This is a genomic window from Paenibacillus sp. plas6 (genome assembly GCF_057221655.1).
The window spans coordinates 313,536-331,239 of the sequence record NZ_CM170151.1 but is presented as its reverse complement, the minus strand read 5'-3'; the positions used below and the strand labels follow the sequence as shown (position 1 = coordinate 331,239).

The following is a 17,704-nucleotide window of genomic DNA, read 5'->3' as shown; positions in this document are numbered from 1 at the left end:
AGCGATTAACTGGCCTAGAGCTAGTGAAAGCTCTTTTTTCATACATAGAAACATGATATGATGGTTAAGAGTGAGGACAAGAGGGGGAGATTACTGTTGTTAAAACGAACCTTGGTTGGATTGATACGGAGTTATGAGGGAACGGGCGATAAAGTGAAGGATCCAGCTTTAAAATCTCATATTTATAAGCTGTCTAAGGATAAAGCATGGGAAGAAGTGCTTTCTACATTAAAAAAAATGCAGGGTTATAAGTTGCTTCATGAAGTGCAAAATGTAGGAGAAATCGTTCTCGAGAAGAAAACAATTTTTGGTAGAACAATGGATATAACCGTATCAGTGATTAGTGTTGATCCACTACGTTCAGCAGTAGATATATATTCAGCATCAAGAGGCTCTCTTGGAGACTTAGGCTCCAATTATCGTGTTATTATGGATATTTATCGTGTACTAGATAAAAAACTTGCCGCTTATAAGTTGAATAATAATTAAAGAAAAGCGAGGAAGGATAATCCTTCACTCGCTTTGTTTCAAGATATGGTTAACTAGTCGGTGTCCATTGTTGTTTAAATCAATTTTTTTACTGCAGCAATAGCAGCATAGTAATCTGGATGGTTTGTCATTTCTGATAAATACTCAACGTATTGAATGACATTGTTTTCATCAATTACAAAAATAGAGCGCATATCAAGCGCAAATTCTTTAATTAGTACGCCGTATGCTTTACCAAAATTGTTATCTTTGTAATCAGACAACATCGTAACTCGATCAACACCGCTTGCACCGCACCAGCGAGCTTGTGCGAATGGCAGGTCAACGCTGACTGTCAGAATGGCAACTTTATCGCCTAGAGCAGCAGCTTCTTCATTGAAGCGACGAGTTTGAGCGTCGCATACACCAGTATCGATTGATGGAACAACACTAATTAGCTTTACTTTGCCTGAAAAATCATTCAGTGTTACATATTCACCTAGTGATTTGCTTAGTGTGAAGTCTGGAGCTTGATCACCGACTTTAAGCTGTGGACCAATTAAAGTGATAGGATTGCCCTTTAATGTGGCAACACCTGTACGTTCTTGAGACATATTTTTAATCCTCCTTTTGTATGTAATGTTACGTATTTATTATAAACGTTATAAAGAGAGCTTGTCCAATTGTAGAGGAAGGTGTGAGAGCAGGATGATTTTTCTTAGATACGAAAGCTTTAAAGACTACTTACGAAGCTATCCTGTTACTGCAGCGGTTGCTACGATTTGTATTATATATTTCCTAATTTCAAAGCTGTTTGGTATCGATATTTTACTAAGTGCATTTATTGTAATTCCACATTTAGACCCATGGGGCTTTACTGAACCGTGGCGTTATTTAACATCAATTTTCACGCATCTTGATTTTGAGCATTTATTTCATAATATGTTTATGTTAATTGTATTTGCTCCGCCGCTTGAGCGAGTAATGGGCAGCAAGCGTTATGTGTGGTTCTATCTAATAAGTGGGATAGGCGGTAATCTGCTTTCTGCATTAATCAGTAATATTGACGGTGAAGGTCATATTGCTGTTGGCGCATCAGGTGCGATTTTTGGAGTGTTTGGAGCGTACTTCTTTTTAGTTATCTTTCGGAAGCAATGGCTGGATCCTGCCTCAAAAAATACGATCGCAATTATTTTAGTTATTAGCTTGATTACATCAGTAGTGTTTTCCAAAATTGATTTTTGGGGACATTTAGGCGGGTTTATTACCGGCTTTATGCTATATCGTTTCTTTGACCAAATTCAAATGATGAAAGTACAAAAAAAGAGAACACGTTAATTAGGAGAGAGCTTATTTTATGGAATTGCGACAGCTTTATTATTTTGTAAAGGTGGCGAAAAAGGAGCATGTAACTCAAGCAGCAGAAGAGTTGCATGTTGCGCAATCGGCAGTAAGTAGGCAAATTCATCAGCTTGAGGAGGAGCTTGGCGTTAAGCTCTTTGTCCAGAAAGGACGAAATTTACAGTTAACTCCTGTAGGACAACTTTTTTTGCGTCGCGCAGATGAAATATTGCATGATCTAGAACGTGCTGTACAAGAAGTTCATGAATTTCTTGATCCTGAAAAAGGTGAAATACGCTTAGGTTTTCCGCATAGTCTCGGAATATCTTTAGTGCCACAAGTAGTTGCCTCATTTAGAGGTCTTAATCCTGATGTGCGCTTTCGTTTTAAACAAGGCATGTATCCGACGTTAATTCGTGACCTGTTAAAGGGAGAGATTGATCTTGCATTTATTTCTCCTGTTCCTAATGATATTGAGCAGGTTACTGGAAAAACGTTAATTACTGAGGAGTTATTTGCCGTTTTTCCGAGTAATCATCCGCTTGCAGGACGAGCACAGGTACAATTGGCAGAGTTAAAAAATGAGCAATTTATTATGTTTAGTGAAGGCTACTCATTACGTCCAATTGTGCTAAATGCTTGTGAAACTGCGGGATTCACTCCTAAGATTGCATTTGAGGGTGAAGAAACAGAGACGATTCGCGGTTTAGTTGCGGCTGGAATGGGGATTAGCTTATTGCCGAAGCTTGCAGTTGAATATGTCGCGCCTTTGCCGATTGCTGTTGTAAAGGTTGTTGATCCTGTTGTAACACGCAATATTGGCATTATTTATCGAACTAATGAGAAGCTGCCTTTAGTAGCAAAAGTATTTTATAACTTCTTAATGAATTATTTTGCAAATGAAGTAAATCGTTCATCATAATTGAGCTGTAAGAGGATGCCCAGAACGTCAGAAGGCTGACGGTCTGGGTATCCTTATTTTGTTTGTCGGTGAGAGTAGAGGATGGGAGAGCAATTTCGATTGACAGAAGTATATTTAAGGGACTGCTTAGTGCAGCAAAGGAGGATTTACTTTCCCTCCTAAAAAACTGAGCCTGGGACAAAACTTGTCTCTTAAAACAAGCAAACGGTGAAATCTGTTCAAAGATTTCACCGTTTGCTCATTTTAGGCTCTGTTTTTCTAATGCTATGCTACGTTCGTAGCACATATTTCCTTAAGTTTACTGCCATTAAGGCAAGTCCAATCTCATGCTCAACTTTCCGTTTTCCTCGAACTGAAAAGCGAGTGAAACCTAAATTAGCCTTCAAGAATCCAAAAACTGGTTCTACGTCAATTTTTCGTTGACGGTAGATCTCCCCTGTTTTTTCTCCTGAAAGCTGCTCTCTTACATAGGTTTTTTGTTGTTCCCAACGTGCATTGATCATCAGTTGTCGGTGTCTTCCTTCTTGTGCTTTCGTACATGAGGATCGGAAAGGACATCCTGTACAATCCGCACAAGCATAGATCTTGAATTGTCGCTCAAACCCATCTTTATCTTTGCGTATGGTATAGCGTTGAAACGTTAGTTCCTGTCCATTTGGACAAAGATAACGATCCTTTTCGGCATCATAGTGCCAGTTACTTGTTTGAAATGGATCGGTTTTAGACTTTCTCTTTTGCTCACGCTCATACATCGTATACTTTATTAATGGAACACGCTTGCGCTTCGTGATCACATCCTCATAGTTTTGCTCACTTCCATATCCGGCATCCGCTACGATATAGGTAGGCAAGTCAAAATAATGGGTTTCAATTTCATCAAGAAAAGGAATAAGCGTCTTGGTGTCCGTTGGATTGGAATAGATACCATAAGCCAGTGTGTATTGTCCTTCGGTTGCAATTTGTACATTGTATCCAGGCTTCAATTGTCCATTCTTCATGTAGTCATCTTTCATTCGCATGAAGGTTGCATCAGGATCGGTTTTGGAATAACTGTTGCGCTTTCCGAATCGTTGTTGATGAAGCTTGTACATGTTTTTTCGTTCCATCCAATCACGGACTTGCTTGAGTAGTTGTTTTGGTGCTTTTCGCTTGCTTCGTAATTGTTTTCGTTCACTCGTATCTTCGGATGCTGCGATCTTTTCTGTATAGCTTTCAACCACTCGCTCAAGGTGTTCTGCGATCTCCAGTAAGTTTTCCGTAGAGAGTTCTTGCTCATGTTCAAGCTCTGGAATGATCTTTTGTTCCAATAACTCGTTGTACAGTTGATTCGACTTTTCAATGAGCCGAGCATGATGTTTGTCCACGGCTTTTTTCCATACAAAGGTGAACTTATTCGCATTGGCTTCAATTTTGGTTCCATCAATGAACATCGCTTCTTGGGTAATGATCTTTTCTTCCACTAACTTCGAGCGAAATTGAACGAAGCACTGGCGGAGTAAGTCTTTCATCACAGGATGAACACGGAAACGATTAATCGTACGGTAGCAAGGTTCATAGCCTTGAGCTAACCACATCATCCGAATACTGTCTTTCGTAAGAGCTTCAATTTTACGACCAGAAAAGGCAGATTGAGTGTAGCCGCATAGAATGATCTTGAGCATCATGCGCGGATGATAGGCTGGACAACCGTCACGACGAACAAACGAACGAAACGCTTCATCTGGAATACTTTCGACCAAATGATGAATGGCAAATGCGATATCATGTTTATCTAATTTAACTTCTAAATTTAGAGGCAAAACTAATTGATTCATGTTATAATCTTTAAACATAAGGAACACCTTTCTTTTGAAATTTTTGGGGTGAGATACTTAAATTTTAACAGAAAGTGTTCCTTTTGTATGTAAAAAATGAACTCCTGGCATTCTACTTTGTAGAGCACCAGGAGTTTTCTTTCATTTAGCTGGGTTTTGTCCCAGGCTCAATTTTTTTGCTCTATTCTTCTCTATTTTGTGTAAGCATAAGAACAAATCGAACTAATTCAAGTAAAGAAACTAATGCAGCAGCTACATAGGTTAATGCTGCAGAATTAAGTACTTTAGCAACACCGCGTTCCTCATCGCTGCGAATGAAGCCTTCAGCAACCATTAGGTCGCGAGCCCGATTACTTGCATTAAATTCAACAGGCAGCGTGATTAATTGGAATATAACAGTAGCTGCGAAAAAGATAACACCAAGCCAAGCAAGATTTAAAGAACCCATTAAAAAGCCAGCTAGCAATAAGAAAGGAGCAATCCCTGACGCAAAGTTAACAACAGGGAAAATTTTATGACGAGCGACTAAAAATGGATACGATTCCTTATGTTGAATCGCATGACCAATTTCATGACATGCAACTGAAATTGCACTAATTGATCTTTCGTAATATACCGGTTCAGATAAGCGAACTACACGATTAATCGGATCGTAATGATCGGTTAGTGAACCAGCGATTGGTTCAATCGGAATATCATGCAGTCCGTTGTTATCTAGCATACGTCTAGCAGCTTGGTAGCCGGTTAAGCCGCTCGATGTTTCTACTGTTGACCATTTCTTAAATGTGCCCTTTACTTTAAATTGTGCCCAAATTGTTAATCCAAACGCAAGAATTAACATAATGTAAATCATGAAACATTCCTCCAATATGAAGTTGTAATAGATATGTACGTTTTAGAGAACAAGGCAACTTGAACGTGATGTCAATTTACATTAATGAGCCCTTGTTCATAATTAGCATTAATGCTTCCATACAGGCAGCAGTTTGAGGTAATAAGCGAGTATATAAATACTTTGCTTGCCTCGGCTTCAATTGATCTAATACAGGTTCAAGCTCTTTTACTTCACGTTGTAAAGCGGTAAGCTGCTTTTCAAGCTCGGATACCTTTTGACTAATTTCAGGCTTATGTGAGATGACATCCCATTTATCAAGAATGCCTTTTATCTCGTCTAACGTATATTTTTCTTTTTTCAATGATTCAATACGTTCAAGTCGCTGCAAGGTTTCAATATTATATAGACGATAATTATAATTGGACCGCTTTGCCGGTTTAATTAAACCAATTGAAGTATAGTAATCAATGGTACGAGAACTTATGTTAGCGAGCTTAGCCAATTCACCAATACGATAAAGCTTAGCTTCCTTCAATTTTCTTCGCCGTCCTTTCTTATCAATTCCAACTTTAATTTTAATAGGAAATAGTACAAAACGTCAAACAACAACAATGGTAACTTTGTTAACTGCTAATTAAATGGCTCTATTACTAGCATATTGTATGGTTGGATAAGTTCTTTCTATAAACTATTCACTCTTGTGTAAGGTTTGTTTCGCGATTAACTTGGACTAGATAAAGTGTCAGAAAAATACAAATTTCAATACACAAAATATATTCAATAGCATAGTTCCAGGGTATATAATGACATTAATTCTTTCTAATGGTGTCAGAAAACATTACACTAAGGAGTGGTTATTATGATTAAGAAAACACTACTGGCATTGGGATTAATCTCTATGGTTTTCCCTTTGGCAGCTTACGCATCTGAGGCTGACCTAGCTAACTTAACAATTGGCTTGGATTCGCTCTGGATTATGCTAGCATTTATTCTGGTACTATTAATGCAAGGCGGGTTCATACTTTTAGAAGCTGGCTCAACTCGAATGAAAAATGCCGGTCACGTAGCTGGTAAAACAATCTTCACAGTTGCATTAGCAGCAATTGTTTATTGGGCAATTGGATATGGTGTAGCATTTGGCACAAGTGGTATTAATGCATTTATTGGTTGGGGTGAGTTCTTCTTCAATCCAGCAACTGAAGTATTAGAAGGAGAAAGCTATCCATCAGCAGTATTCTTCTTGTTCCAACTAGCGTTCGCAGCAATTTCTCTTTCCATCGCATGGGGCGGTTTTGCAGAACGTGCTAAACTAGGTTCTTATATCGTATTCACATTGTTCTATATTTCCTTTATTTATCCAATCGTTGCTCACTGGATTTGGGGCGGCGGCTGGTTAGCAGACCACGGTGCACAAGACTTTGCGGGTTCTACAGTTGTACACTTGTCTGGTGCAGTAGCAGCTTTTGCAGCAACAGTTCTTCTAAAACCGCGTATCGGTAAATTTAATAAAGATGGTTCTCCTAACGAAATTTTAGGTCACAACCAAGTTTATACTGCACTATCTGTTTTACTTCTTTGGGTAGGTTGGTTTGGTTTTAATGCAGGTTCAACTGTAGCAATTGGTGATGGATTCTTCTCTTATGTAGGTTTCACAACAATGCTGGCTGCAGGTGCTGGCGGCGTAGCTGCGCTATTGATTTCTTGGGTAGTAAATGGCAAGGCTGATATTACAACAATGCTAAATGGTGTATTAGCAGGTCTAGTAGCAATTACAGCATCTTGTGCTTTCGTTGACCCATGGGCAGCGGTAGTAATTGGTTTAATTGCAGGTGTGCTAGTATTCTACAGTGTAAAAATGTTCGAAAAACTAAGAGTCGACGATCCAATCTATGCATTATCTGTACATGGTATGGCTGGTATCTGGGGTACAATTGCGAACGGTATTTTTGCAACACAAGAACTTGCTGAAAAAGTTGGCGTAGGTCAAGGCGGTCTTATTGATACAGGCAGCTTCAAACAACTATGGGTGCAAATCGAATCAGTAGTGTTTGCTGGAGTGTTCGTAGCAGTAGCTTCCTTCCTTGTACTAGGTATTATGAAAGCTGTTATGGGCTTCCGTGTAACAGAAGAACAAGAAATTGTAGGTCTTGACCTTTCTGAGCATGGTGTTTATGGTTATCCTGAACAACTAAGCAAAACTGAAAAAGCTTAAGCATAAACTTATAATAAAAAGAGAGATAGTAACAAGCAGTCCATTGGACTGCTTGTTCGCTCAATTAGGGTAAGCAAGACACTAGGTTGAGGAGTCGATGGTGTTGAACGTTGAAACGTTGGTTAAGCTGAAAGAAAGCATTCTGAAGGCGGATCATCTCATTCAATTACGCAGCTTAAGAGATCAATTTCAACTGTCAATACAAAACAACGAGCAAATTGCTCATAAGGACTTCATCGCAATGTGGAACGTTCATATCAACGAGGTGCATGATGCATTTATCACTAGAGCGATCGAACTGACAGAAATAGAAATGGTAGAAGAGGGGCTAGGTTCTCCGCCTACTTTGTATTCTTATTTACTGTTAGGGAGTGCAGGGCGTTGTGAGCAGACGATGGCTAGTGATCAGGATAGCGCCTTAATCTTTGAAGATACTGGAGATACCGAGAGAACGAAGCAATATTTTAAGCAATTCGCCTCGAAAGTTGTCGCCAATCTTATTAAGCTAGGCTATCCTCCATGTGATGGAAAGGTTCAAAGCAGTGAAGACTTATGGTGTCAATCCGAAAAGGAATGGAAAGCAAAGCTGACAGCGTGGTATGAGGATGCTAGCTGGGAGTCCATTCGTTATTTGCTTATTGTCGCAGATGCGCGGTGTATTTATGGGAATGATTCGCTTTTTATAAAAGTAAAAACGTTTTATAAAGAATGCTTGGCAGCACGTCCAAATATATTAGAGCGCATGATCGACAACACCATACAGTACAAAATGTTGCTAGGTGTATTTGGTCAATTTATTACTGATCGATATGGTGATCATGTAGGCAGTATTGATGTAAAGTATGGCGGATATATTCCTATCGTTAACTCGATTCGTTGGCTTGCATTATTTGAGGGCATTAGTTCCACATCAACTTTGGAACGAATTGAGAAGCTCAAGCAAGCTGGCGTCTTAACTGAACAAGAACGTGGAGCGTTCCGCGATGCGTTTTTGCAAATGCTGTCTTTACGCTTATTAGCAGGCTATGAAACAAATGGCGGCGTCTATGAAGGTGTTAGCAAGCTAAATCCAAAAAGGTTAGAATTGGACGAGATTAAGAGATTAAAGAAAAATTTGAGATTAGGCAGAGAGCTTCAAAAGCTTGTAAAAAGATTTGCTAGGCTAAAGTAGGACGGTGTAGGTATGAAGGAGCCTAATGGCGTTAGCAGGATGTGGAATTTATACAAGATGGGTGGTTTTACGCCAGCAATTGCTTCAATGCTTGGATCAGAGCATGCTCATCAGATGGCACAAATTCGTAATATGAGTCGTACTCCGAGAAAAACTTCGGCTCTTGAAAGTAAGTTAAAAGATCTGGAAATTGTAGTGTTTGATCTTGAAACAACCGGGTTTAGTGCAACAAATGGTGATGAAATTATCTCGTTCGGTGCGGTAGCTGTGCGTGACGGAAAAGTGATTGAGGAAGAAAGCTTTTATTCTTTAGTAAATCCAAAACGTACAATTCCGACGCATATTACCGAGTTAACGGGAATTACAAATGAAATGGTAGCAGATGCTCCTGAGCTTATCCATGTGTTAAGCGATTTTATGCAATTTATTGGACGAAGAGTGCTTGTTGCACATGCATCAGGTCATGATAAGCAATTTCTAAACCAAGCGCTATGGCGCACCTCTAAAACGAGTCTAAATCATCGCGTTATTGATACAATGATGCTCGCTAAGTGGCTTGAGCCTGGACTTGAACAATATGATTTAGACACATTGCTTATTCGCCATAATATTGAAATTAAAAACCGCCATCATGCCTTTTCCGATTCGCTAATGACCGCACAGTTATGGTTGTATTATATGAGTAAAATAAATGAAAAGAAAAATATCGTGACTTTAGGTGATTTATACGCCTATTTAAGTCAACACTAAAGGATAGTTAATAAATTGATTTACCGTGTTTAGCTGGTAAAATTCAATTTGTGGACTATCCTTTTGCTTTAAGCCAACGATAGCGTACAACATATCGTTAGCAATAAAGCCTTGTACATCCAAAAGGGAGGGCGTAGGCTCATCAAAAGGATGTGAATGATAAATCCCTACGATATCAAGTCCGTTTTTATGAGCGTAATAGTAAGCATTTACCCATTGCTCAGGAGCAAATTGAAAAGCAATCGCTTTTTGTTGGTGAATATTAGAAATTGCAATATGATCGATTATTGCTACTTTCTCATAACTTTCAGTTTCTTTAGTGCCCAGTAAAACCCCGCATGCTTCCTCAGGATATATATTTTTACAGTGCTGAATGATAGTATGATAGCAGCTGCGCTGCAAACAGATTTGCATTTTATCCTCCAAACAAATAAGTCATTTATGTAAAGTATAGCAGAGTCAAAGTTGGCTGACACTATAGGAGTGAAAGGACATTTAGCATAAGCTTGAAGACGAAATCGTACCATGATAGTATAAGGATAATGACTATTTGAGGATGTGCAGGCGATGAAAAAAATTTATTCTGTTGTCATTGTTGCATTGATATTGTGCGGCTTTGCAGTATATGAGTTTTTTGATGCAGGCAATAAAGATAGTAAAGCAATTAGTCATGCAGCTCAAAATTTTAAGCCAAAGGCTGGAGAAGCTTCCTTTGCAAATGAGCTTCCTAATTTAGAGGAGCAGCCAGTTAGCTTTGGCGGAGCTCAAGAAGGAAAACTGCAGCTCATTAACTTTTGGGCTTCCTGGTGCGGACCTTGTGAGCTGGAAGCGCCTGATTTACAAAAGTTGCATGAGAAGTATGGTTCGCAGCTAGCGCTGTATGGTGTAAATGCTACTGATACCGACAATGAGCGTCAGGCTCGAAAATTTGTTGAGGACTTTGGCTTTACATTCGAGGTGTTATTTGATCGCGATGGAGATTTAACTAAGCTATACAAAGTGAATACTTTCCCAACAAGCTTTTTGATTGATGAAAATGGTGTAATTGTTGAACGAATTAACGGGGTTATACCTTTAGAGCAATGGGAAAAAATGATCGATAGTTATCTAAAGGAGATGTCCGCGTAATAAAAGCGAGAACGCTTTTATTACGCAGCAAAAAAAAGCTGTCCAGCTTGTCAGGTTATTTCTGACAGTGAACTGCTCCCTGTCAAGTAGACAGTAGAAATAACAAAAATCGTAATGTCTGGACTCCGTTAATTACGGGGTCCATTTTTATGCTGCATTTTCAAGCTGCTGACGGTAGGTCATCGGAGGCAGCTTGTTTAACCTTTTCTGTCTACGCTTGTAATTGTAAAAGTGTATGTAGTCCTCAATTGCCTTAGCAAGGCTTTCGTAATTCTCAAAATGTCCGTTCAGGTAGTACATCTCACATTTGAGGATGCCCCAGAACCCTTCCATTGGGCCGTTATCGATACAACGACCTACACGCGACATGCTCTGCGCCATCCCCGCCTTGTCTAATCTGGCTTTAAATTGTTTGCTGGTATACTGAAATCCCCTGTCGCTATGAAAGATGGGGCGTGCATCAGGGTATCTGGATACGGCTAAGTCAAAGGTGTCGAATACTAGTCGGTTATTATTGCTCTTGCCCATGGCAAAGGAGATAATGCTGTTATCCTTCAGATCGAGAATCGCACTTAAATACAATTTTTCGTTATTGCCATACTTGAATTCTGTGACATCAGCTAACCATTTCTCATTTAGTTTCTCAGCCGTAAAGTCTCGATTCAATATGTTTTCTGCCGTAACCTCTGGTGTGAAACGCTGGTAATGTGGACGCTTTCTCCGGATCACCGCTTTGATGCCAGCTAGCTGAGTCAGGCGGTAAATTCGCTTGTAGTTGTACTGGGTCTCGTACCTTGCGTTCAGTTCATCTGTCAGTCGCCTATATCCATATATCCCATAAACTTCTGCGTAGATAGCCCCAAGCTTGTGGAGCAAGTCTTCATTCTCTCGCTCCCGAGCACTTTTTTCGCGGCGTAGCCATTTGTAGTAGGATGATCTGTTTAAGTCCAGGAACTCGCAAATCTTTGCGATCGGATATCCTTCTTGTTCATGAAGCTCTTTTACAACTAGGTAAAGCTTTTCCTGGCGTACTCCGCTTAGTACCGCCTCCTTTCGATTTCCTGAAGCTTTTTTAAGATCGCATTCTCCATTTCCTTTCGTTCGATTTCGGCTCTAAGCATTTTATTCTCTGCCTGTAACCGTTCGACTTCACTCATTTCGTCTAGCGTTTTACGTTTCCCCCGCCTGTCAATGAGTCCATCTACACCTCGTTCTTCGTATTTACGTACCCAGCTATAAATCTGTTGATAGGATACGTTGTACTTCTCCATGGTTAAGCCATAGTCTTTGCCTTTAGCTAAGCAGAAGCTTACCATTTCGATTCGCTCGTCCAATGTGGTAGCTCGTCCCTTGGTCATATAGAACCCTCTCCCTTGGCTTTTTTCCCATCGATCTATATGACCATTATTATACAACGTGATCCAGTTGCGAAGCTGTGTTCTACTACGGATTTTAAATTTCTTGCAAATCTCCTCCAGACTTCCTTCTCCACGAAGATATGCTTGGACCGCTGCGGTTTTCAACCCTGCAATATATCGTTTGTTTGTATTCGTAGTGAGAAGTCCTGATGGACCCATGGATTCATAATTCGCGATCCACTGCCGAAAAGTAGTTTTCCCGATTCCGTATTCACGTGCAATACTTCGTAGACTTCCTTGTCCACGGAGATATTTTTCTACTGCCTCTAATTTTAGTTCATAGCTAATTCCTTTTCCTTTTCTACTCATAGAAAACTCCCCTCAAAAGTAGTCCTGATTTTTGTTATTTCAGGTGTCTACTTTGAGGGGAGCATATCACAGCGTGGACAGCTTTTTTATTTTGCTAATATGAAATGCGATAACAGTTAGATCAATCAAATGATTAAATGTTAGCTAATCCCACATAGTCCTGAGAATTTACCGGTGTAGCCTTCGTATCAATTTTTTCTATACTTAATAACGCATAATGGAAGCTGTCCACAAGTGCTCCCCAGCTTGCATCAATAACGTTGCTAGATAAGCCGACAGTATTCCAGCTATTTTGCTTGCCGGTTGATTCAACAAGAACGCGAACCTTAGCTGCTGTAGCATCAGCTTCATCAATAACACGAACTTTATAGTCTGTTAAATATACATGCTCAATATCAGGATAATGCTGCGATAATGCTTTACGCAGCGCATTATCAAGCGCATTTACAGGACCATTACCTTCAGCAATTGTGTAAATTTGCTGGCCGTCAATGTTAATTTTAACAATTGCTTCTGCAATCATAGCATCACCCTTAGATTCCGTATGAACCTTATAGGACTCCACTTGGAATGCAGGCTTCCAATCGCCAAATGCTTTACGCAATAAAAGCTCCAATGAAGCATCAGCTGCTTCAAATTGATAACCTTCATGTTCAAGTTGTTTAATATGCTCGATAATTTGCTTAGTTTTTTCATTATTGCTAGTTACATCAAGTCCTAACGCGCTAGCTTTAGAAATAATATTGCTTTGTCCAGACAATTCAGAAACCAGAATACGTTGTTTATTGCCGACAAGCTCAGGTTGAATATGCTCATACGTTTTCGAATCCTTCATAATCGCAGAAACATGGATTCCGCCTTTATGGGCAAATGCTGCAGTACCTACATAGGCTTGACCGACTGGCATATGAACATTGGCAATTTCACTAATATAACGTGCAGTATTGGTTAGTGTTGCCAGCTTTTCACTAGGCAAGCAATTGTAATCCATTTTTAATTGTAGATTAGGGATAATGGAGCAAAGATTAGCGTTACCGCAGCGTTCTCCATAACCGTTAATCGTTCCTTGTACTTGAGTAGCACCTGCATTAACTGCTGCAAGAGTATTTGCAACTGCAAGCTCACAGTCGTTATGTGTATGAATGCCGATTGGCATATCAAGCTCTTGTTTAACACGAGAGACGATATCAAAAATTTCGTTTGGTAATGTACCGCCATTAGTATCACATAGTACAAGCCAGTCTGCGCCTCCATCTTGTGCAGCTTTTAGAGCTGCAAGAGCGTATTCTGGATTATGTTTATACCCATCGAAGAAATGCTCAGCATCATACATTGCTTCTAGTCCATGACGCTTCAGAAAAGCGAACGATTCGCGAATCATCGCTAAATTTTCTTCAAGCGTTGTTTGAAGAGCAACTTGAACGTGAAAATCCCAAGCCTTTCCGACGAGAGTTGCTGCAGGTACGCCAGATTCGACGATTCGAAGTAAGCTGCTATCATGCTCTGCAATGCTATTTTTACGACGAGTGCTGCCAAAGGCAGTTAGTTTTGCATTCAATTTTAATGATTTAACACGCTGGAAAAATTCAATGTCTTTCCCATTACTTCCGGGATTACCGCCCTCGATATAGTCAACACCCAATTGATCTAGCTTTTGGGCAATTTTTAATTTATCATCTGCCGACAAGCTGATGCCTTCTCCTTGCGTGCCGTCACGCAGCGTCGTGTCGAATATAAATATTTTTTTAGATGACATAAAAAAATTGACGCCTCCTTCATTGATAGCCAATACAAACCATATTGGACTATTATAGCACTATCTCGTACACTTGGCATAGCATTGAGTAAAAATATAGGATAGAAAACTTATTATCTGTTTAAAAACATATGCAAAACCTATGTGCATATTGTTTTCCGAACGTATGTGCTATAATAAATATTGTGAATTGAAGACATAATGAATACGATGAACACAATAGGTGAACATCTACATATAATATTATGATGCAGAAATGAAGGTGAAGCTCTTGCCAGAAGTGCAGCATTATTATCCAACGAATGGACGAGTTATTTTACATTTGGATATGAACGCATTTTATTGTTCTGTGCATAGTGCCGAGCAGCCTCATATCTACAAAGGAAAGCCGACAGCAGTCTCAGGAAGTATTGAAAAACGTAAAGGCATAATTGTGACCTGCTCTTATGAAGCACGAAAAGTAGGAATACGAACAGGTATGAATGTAAGAGAAGCACTACGAATTTTGCCAGAGCTTATTTTAATATCACCTGATTTCAATTTATATCGACAGTATTCAAGAGCATTTATGAAAATAGCAGGTCAATATACACCGATTATTGAGCAGGTTTCAATTGATGAGTGTTATATGGATATTACGGGTTCTAAGCTATTTGGCACACCGTTAGACATTGCAACTACATTGCAAAAACGGATAGCTGAGGAGCTAGGATTACCTTGCTCGATCGGCATTGCTCCCAATATGCTGCTTGCAAAAATGGCTTCTGATATGAAAAAGCCTAATGGCATTACTGTCTTACGTCGGCGAGATGTACCTCATTTATTGTGGTCAAAGCCCTGTGAACAGTTGTTTGGAATAGGTGCTAAAACTGCTAATAAGCTTAAACGTCTCCATATTCATACGATAGGACAGTTAGCTCAAGCGGATGAATTGCTATTAACAAAATCTTTTGGTGTTCTAGGATCATGGCTTAAGCAAGCAGCTAATGGCATTGATACTAGAGAAGTAAAGGCTGAGCGAGAATTAAATAAATCAATTGGACATTCGACGACATTGCCTGCAGATATAACAAAGCTTGATGATATTAATCGTGTACTGCTTAATTTGTCTGACCAAACTACACGAAGATTACGCAGACAAAAGCTTGTCGCAAGATCTGTACAGATAACGATTCGCCGGCCCGATATGACGACATATACACGAGCATGTACATTGTCAACACCAACACAAAACATGGAAGTTGTTTATAGGCATGCACAGCAATTGTTACTGCAAAATTGGCAACCGTCTGAACCGATACGATTACTTGGCATCTCGTTACACAATTTACAACCAGAGGATAGTGCAGCGATTCAGCTTGATCTGTTTAGCTATGAACAGGAATCAAAAAAAGATGCGCTAACAAAGGTGATGGACGAGTTGCGTAATAAATACGGTGAAAGTGCTGTCTTAACAGCAGGTATGCTTACGAACGATCCATCAGCTCTAATCCGTAACAAAAAGGTGCGCGGAACATCTTTGGAAAAGTTGGAGGATCTTTCGTAACAATAAGTTTATTAGGCAGTATTTATTTATGTTCATTTTATGCTATAATCATATGTGGTATATATAGAATCTATGGGAACATGGTTTGCGATAGAACTAGGAGGGAAATACGTTGGCTAAATACACTTGGGTTGAAAAAGACACCTGTATTGCATGCGGTGCTTGCGGTGCAACTGCACCCGATATTTATGACTACGATGACGAGGGTCTAGCTGAAGTTGTTTATGAGGGTGACAATAATAGAGGGATCACTGAAATTCCTGAAGACCTGTATGAAGATATGCAGGATGCTTGTGATGGCTGTCCGACTGACTCCATCCGTATTTCAGATGAGCCTTTTAATAAATAATGAATGATAAAGAGCAGTCAGCTTATGGCAACATAATGCTGACTGTTTTTTATTTTTATAGTTTACAGACAGATATGTAATTAATATATTTCTTATTCATATGCTCGAAGCTCTAAATTATAACATCATGTCAGCAATGCTGTCTTATGTAAGAAAAAATACAAAAGCTGTTCAGTTTGTCGATCTTGCATTGACATCCTGGACAGCTTTATTCATTTAAGCTATTCAAATTCAAATGTATAAGCATGTAATTATTTTATGAAAATACGATAAGTAAAACTGCAAGAATAACGACAACAGCTACAGCCGAGCCAACTGTCCAGTAAAGAGCTTTTTTATTAACTTCTTCATGTTGTTGTTTTTGCTTAATTGTCGCTGGTTTACGTTTTGGTGCACCCATTGTTACTCAACCTTTCTTTTTACGTTATTATACACAGTATTGTATAGCTTTTCGATTGGACTGGCAATAAGAATGCGTTATCAATATGATAGAAATCGTTACTATACTTTCTTTTTGCGTGCAAAAACGATACACTTAATGTTAGAGATTGTATACGGAAAGAGAGTGGACATATGTTATACCAAAGTATACTGAAGCCTTTCTTTTTTAAGATGGATCCAGAGAAGGCGCATCACTTAGTTATTAATTTTATGGCGACGTCAGGTAAAGTTCCTGGCGCTTTAGCGATAATGAATGGATTATACGGTGTGAAGCCTGCACCAGAACTAGAAGTTAATGTATTGGGGATGGATTTTAATCACCCCATTGGCTTAGCTGCTGGGTTAGATAAAAATGGGGTAGCAACTGATGGTTTCTCTAGTATTGGATTTGCATTTGTTGAAGCCGGGACCGTAACACCGAAAGCGCAGCCTGGTAATGAGCAACCACGTTTGTTTCGCTTGCCGTCAGATGAAGCGTTAATTAACCGAATGGGGTTTAATAATAACGGAGCTGAAGCAATGCTGCAATCGTTACAGCGAAGAAAAAATCATAACATTCCGGTTGCAGTAAATATCGGTAAAAATAAAGTAACTGCTAATGAATTAGCTCATGAAGATTATCGTTCCTGCATACGAACACTTTATGATGTAGGAGATTTCTTCGTGGTCAATATTAGCTCTCCAAATACACAAGGATTGCGTGATCTGCAGCATGGCAATGAGCTACATAATTTGCTCGTGCATATCTGTGAAGAAATGAGTATTCAGGCTTCACGGCGTAATGCAAAGGTAAAACCTATATTTGTTAAAATCGCTCCAGATATGACGGATGAGCAGTTAGAGCAAACCGTTCGTTCAATTATGGATAGTGACATTAACGGAATTATTGCTACAAATACGACAATATCACGCGAAGGCTTAACTCATGCCAATCGGAATGAAACAGGAGGGTTAAGTGGTATTCCGCTTAAACAACGTTCCACAGAAGTTATTTCTAAGGTATATAAATTGACTGATGGAAAACTACCAATTATCGGTTCTGGTGGAATTTTTAATGCACAAGATGCATACGATAAAATTCGAGCTGGTGCAAGTTTAGTAGAAGTATACACTGCGCTCATTTATAAGGGCCCAGATTTGCTGAAAGAGCTAACGGATGGTTTGAAGAAATGTTTGCAGAAGGATGGCTTCACCAACATTAGCCAAGCAATCGGTGCTGATCATAAATAGATACAGGAGGCGGC

At 39.4% G+C, this 17,704-nt stretch carries 17 protein-coding genes and 2 pseudogenes; 10 read left to right on the top strand and 9 right to left on the bottom strand.

All coding sequences use genetic code 11. From position 1 onward, the window contains the following. The first annotated feature begins 96 nt into the window (after window positions 1-96). Window positions 97-489 carry a DUF1499 domain-containing protein gene (locus tag AC2TDL_RS01630; protein ID WP_484698320.1) on the top strand — a complete coding sequence of 131 codons (393 nt, stop codon included), beginning with the start codon at window positions 97-99 and terminating at the stop codon, window positions 487-489. 74 nt (window positions 490-563) lie between these two features. On the opposite strand, the gene tpx is transcribed toward AC2TDL_RS01630, so the two are convergent. Continuing rightward, complete coding sequence (gene tpx, locus AC2TDL_RS01625; protein WP_484698319.1) at window positions 564-1,082, bottom strand: thiol peroxidase; 519 nt, start codon at window positions 1,080-1,082, stop codon at window positions 564-566. Between the two features lie 94 nt (window positions 1,083-1,176). Here tpx and AC2TDL_RS01620 point away from each other — a divergent pair, with 94 nt between their 5' ends. Beyond that, a complete protein-coding gene (locus AC2TDL_RS01620; RefSeq protein WP_484698318.1) occupies window positions 1,177-1,806 on the top strand; it encodes a rhomboid family intramembrane serine protease in 630 nt (209 codons plus the stop codon). A 19-nt stretch (window positions 1,807-1,825) separates the two neighbouring features. Beyond that, the gene (gene gltC, locus AC2TDL_RS01615) at window positions 1,826-2,731 is read left to right on the top strand and encodes a glutamate biosynthesis transcriptional regulator GltC (RefSeq protein WP_484698316.1); all 906 of its coding nucleotides are present in this window, start codon (window positions 1,826-1,828) and stop codon (window positions 2,729-2,731) included. A gap of 284 nt (window positions 2,732-3,015) precedes the next feature. Here gltC and AC2TDL_RS01610 read toward each other — a convergent pair. The 3 genes and pseudogenes from AC2TDL_RS01610 to AC2TDL_RS01600 form a co-directional block, all read right to left on the bottom strand. Then, a pseudogene (locus AC2TDL_RS01610) lies at window positions 3,016-4,563 on the bottom strand (IS1182 family transposase); the annotation flags it as partial. 163 nt (window positions 4,564-4,726) lie between these two features. Further along, the gene (locus tag AC2TDL_RS01605) at window positions 4,727-5,398 is read right to left on the bottom strand and encodes a zinc metallopeptidase (RefSeq protein WP_484698315.1); all 672 of its coding nucleotides are present in this window, start codon (window positions 5,396-5,398) and stop codon (window positions 4,727-4,729) included. A 76-nt stretch (window positions 5,399-5,474) separates the two neighbouring features. Next, complete coding sequence (locus AC2TDL_RS01600; protein WP_484698314.1) at window positions 5,475-5,915, bottom strand: MerR family transcriptional regulator; 441 nt, start codon at window positions 5,913-5,915, stop codon at window positions 5,475-5,477. Between the two features lie 324 nt (window positions 5,916-6,239). On the opposite strand from AC2TDL_RS01600, the gene AC2TDL_RS01595 reads away from it, so the two are divergent. The 3 genes from AC2TDL_RS01595 to AC2TDL_RS01585 all read left to right on the top strand — a co-directional run bounded on the left by AC2TDL_RS01595 (window position 6,240) and on the right by AC2TDL_RS01585 (window position 9,513). Then, window positions 6,240-7,592, top strand: coding sequence for an ammonium transporter (locus AC2TDL_RS01595; protein ID WP_484698313.1), 1,353 nt, complete (start codon window positions 6,240-6,242; stop codon window positions 7,590-7,592). A gap of 103 nt (window positions 7,593-7,695) precedes the next feature. Further along, a complete protein-coding gene (locus tag AC2TDL_RS01590; protein ID WP_484698312.1) occupies window positions 7,696-8,763 on the top strand; it encodes a DUF294 nucleotidyltransferase-like domain-containing protein in 1,068 nt (355 codons plus the stop codon). A 12-nt stretch (window positions 8,764-8,775) separates the two neighbouring features. Further along, the gene (locus AC2TDL_RS01585) at window positions 8,776-9,513 is read left to right on the top strand and encodes an exonuclease domain-containing protein (protein WP_484698311.1); all 738 of its coding nucleotides are present in this window, start codon (window positions 8,776-8,778) and stop codon (window positions 9,511-9,513) included. On the opposite strand, the gene AC2TDL_RS01580 is transcribed toward AC2TDL_RS01585, so the two are convergent. Then, complete coding sequence (locus tag AC2TDL_RS01580; protein WP_484698310.1) at window positions 9,499-9,927, bottom strand: M67 family metallopeptidase; 429 nt, start codon at window positions 9,925-9,927, stop codon at window positions 9,499-9,501. The two genes, AC2TDL_RS01585 and AC2TDL_RS01580, sit on opposite strands and share 15 nt — an antisense overlap. Window positions 9,928-10,080: 153 nt before the next feature. Between AC2TDL_RS01580 and AC2TDL_RS01575 the strand changes: the two genes are divergently transcribed. Further along, a complete protein-coding gene (locus AC2TDL_RS01575; RefSeq protein ID WP_484698309.1) occupies window positions 10,081-10,641 on the top strand; it encodes a TlpA family protein disulfide reductase in 561 nt (186 codons plus the stop codon). 147 nt (window positions 10,642-10,788) lie between these two features. Here the strand turns inward: AC2TDL_RS01575 and AC2TDL_RS01570 are convergent. From AC2TDL_RS01570 to cimA, 3 genes and pseudogenes are all read right to left on the bottom strand, one after another. After that, a pseudogene (locus AC2TDL_RS01570) lies at window positions 10,789-11,658 on the bottom strand (IS3 family transposase); the annotation flags it as partial. A gap of 20 nt (window positions 11,659-11,678) precedes the next feature. Next, the gene (locus AC2TDL_RS01565) at window positions 11,679-12,368 is read right to left on the bottom strand and encodes a helix-turn-helix domain-containing protein (RefSeq protein WP_484696083.1); all 690 of its coding nucleotides are present in this window, start codon (window positions 12,366-12,368) and stop codon (window positions 11,679-11,681) included. A gap of 133 nt (window positions 12,369-12,501) precedes the next feature. Then, window positions 12,502-14,124, bottom strand: coding sequence for a citramalate synthase (cimA, locus tag AC2TDL_RS01560; RefSeq protein WP_484698308.1), 1,623 nt, complete (start codon window positions 14,122-14,124; stop codon window positions 12,502-12,504). Window positions 14,125-14,380: 256 nt separating this feature from the next. On the opposite strand from cimA, the gene AC2TDL_RS01555 reads away from it, so the two are divergent. Further along, complete coding sequence (locus AC2TDL_RS01555) at window positions 14,381-15,670, top strand: DNA polymerase IV (protein ID WP_484698306.1); 1,290 nt, start codon at window positions 14,381-14,383, stop codon at window positions 15,668-15,670. A 112-nt stretch (window positions 15,671-15,782) separates the two neighbouring features. Next, complete coding sequence (locus AC2TDL_RS01550; RefSeq protein WP_484698305.1) at window positions 15,783-16,019, top strand: ferredoxin; 237 nt, start codon at window positions 15,783-15,785, stop codon at window positions 16,017-16,019. A 256-nt stretch (window positions 16,020-16,275) separates the two neighbouring features. On the opposite strand, the gene AC2TDL_RS01545 is transcribed toward AC2TDL_RS01550, so the two are convergent. Continuing rightward, window positions 16,276-16,419, bottom strand: coding sequence for a hypothetical protein (locus AC2TDL_RS01545; protein WP_484698303.1), 144 nt, complete (start codon window positions 16,417-16,419; stop codon window positions 16,276-16,278). A gap of 173 nt (window positions 16,420-16,592) precedes the next feature. Here AC2TDL_RS01545 and AC2TDL_RS01540 point away from each other — a divergent pair, with 173 nt between their 5' ends. Next, window positions 16,593-17,690 carry a quinone-dependent dihydroorotate dehydrogenase gene (locus AC2TDL_RS01540; protein WP_484698302.1) on the top strand — a complete coding sequence of 366 codons (1,098 nt, stop codon included), beginning with the start codon at window positions 16,593-16,595 and terminating at the stop codon, window positions 17,688-17,690. Window positions 17,691-17,704: the final 14 nt, after the last annotated feature.

Coding starts and splice junctions, on each gene's coding strand:
- cimA (WP_484698308.1), bottom strand. CDS start 14,124: ATGTCATCTAAAAAAATATTTATATTCGACACGACGCTGCGTGACGGC.
- AC2TDL_RS01585 (WP_484698311.1), top strand. CDS start 8,776: ATGAAGGAGCCTAATGGCGTTAGCAGGATGTGGAATTTATACAAGATG.
- AC2TDL_RS01595 (WP_484698313.1), top strand. CDS start 6,240: ATGATTAAGAAAACACTACTGGCATTGGGATTAATCTCTATGGTTTTC.
- AC2TDL_RS01540 (WP_484698302.1), top strand. CDS start 16,593: ATGTTATACCAAAGTATACTGAAGCCTTTCTTTTTTAAGATGGATCCA.
- AC2TDL_RS01575 (WP_484698309.1), top strand. CDS start 10,081: ATGAAAAAAATTTATTCTGTTGTCATTGTTGCATTGATATTGTGCGGC.
- AC2TDL_RS01565 (WP_484696083.1), bottom strand. CDS start 12,368: ATGAGTAGAAAAGGAAAAGGAATTAGCTATGAACTAAAATTAGAGGCA.
- tpx (WP_484698319.1), bottom strand. CDS start 1,082: ATGTCTCAAGAACGTACAGGTGTTGCCACATTAAAGGGCAATCCTATC.
- AC2TDL_RS01620 (WP_484698318.1), top strand. CDS start 1,177: ATGATTTTTCTTAGATACGAAAGCTTTAAAGACTACTTACGAAGCTAT.
- AC2TDL_RS01605 (WP_484698315.1), bottom strand. CDS start 5,398: ATGATTTACATTATGTTAATTCTTGCGTTTGGATTAACAATTTGGGCA.
- AC2TDL_RS01580 (WP_484698310.1), bottom strand. CDS start 9,927: ATGCAAATCTGTTTGCAGCGCAGCTGCTATCATACTATCATTCAGCAC.
- AC2TDL_RS01555 (WP_484698306.1), top strand. CDS start 14,381: ATGAAGGTGAAGCTCTTGCCAGAAGTGCAGCATTATTATCCAACGAAT.
- gltC (WP_484698316.1), top strand. CDS start 1,826: ATGGAATTGCGACAGCTTTATTATTTTGTAAAGGTGGCGAAAAAGGAG.
- AC2TDL_RS01545 (WP_484698303.1), bottom strand. CDS start 16,419: ATGGGTGCACCAAAACGTAAACCAGCGACAATTAAGCAAAAACAACAA.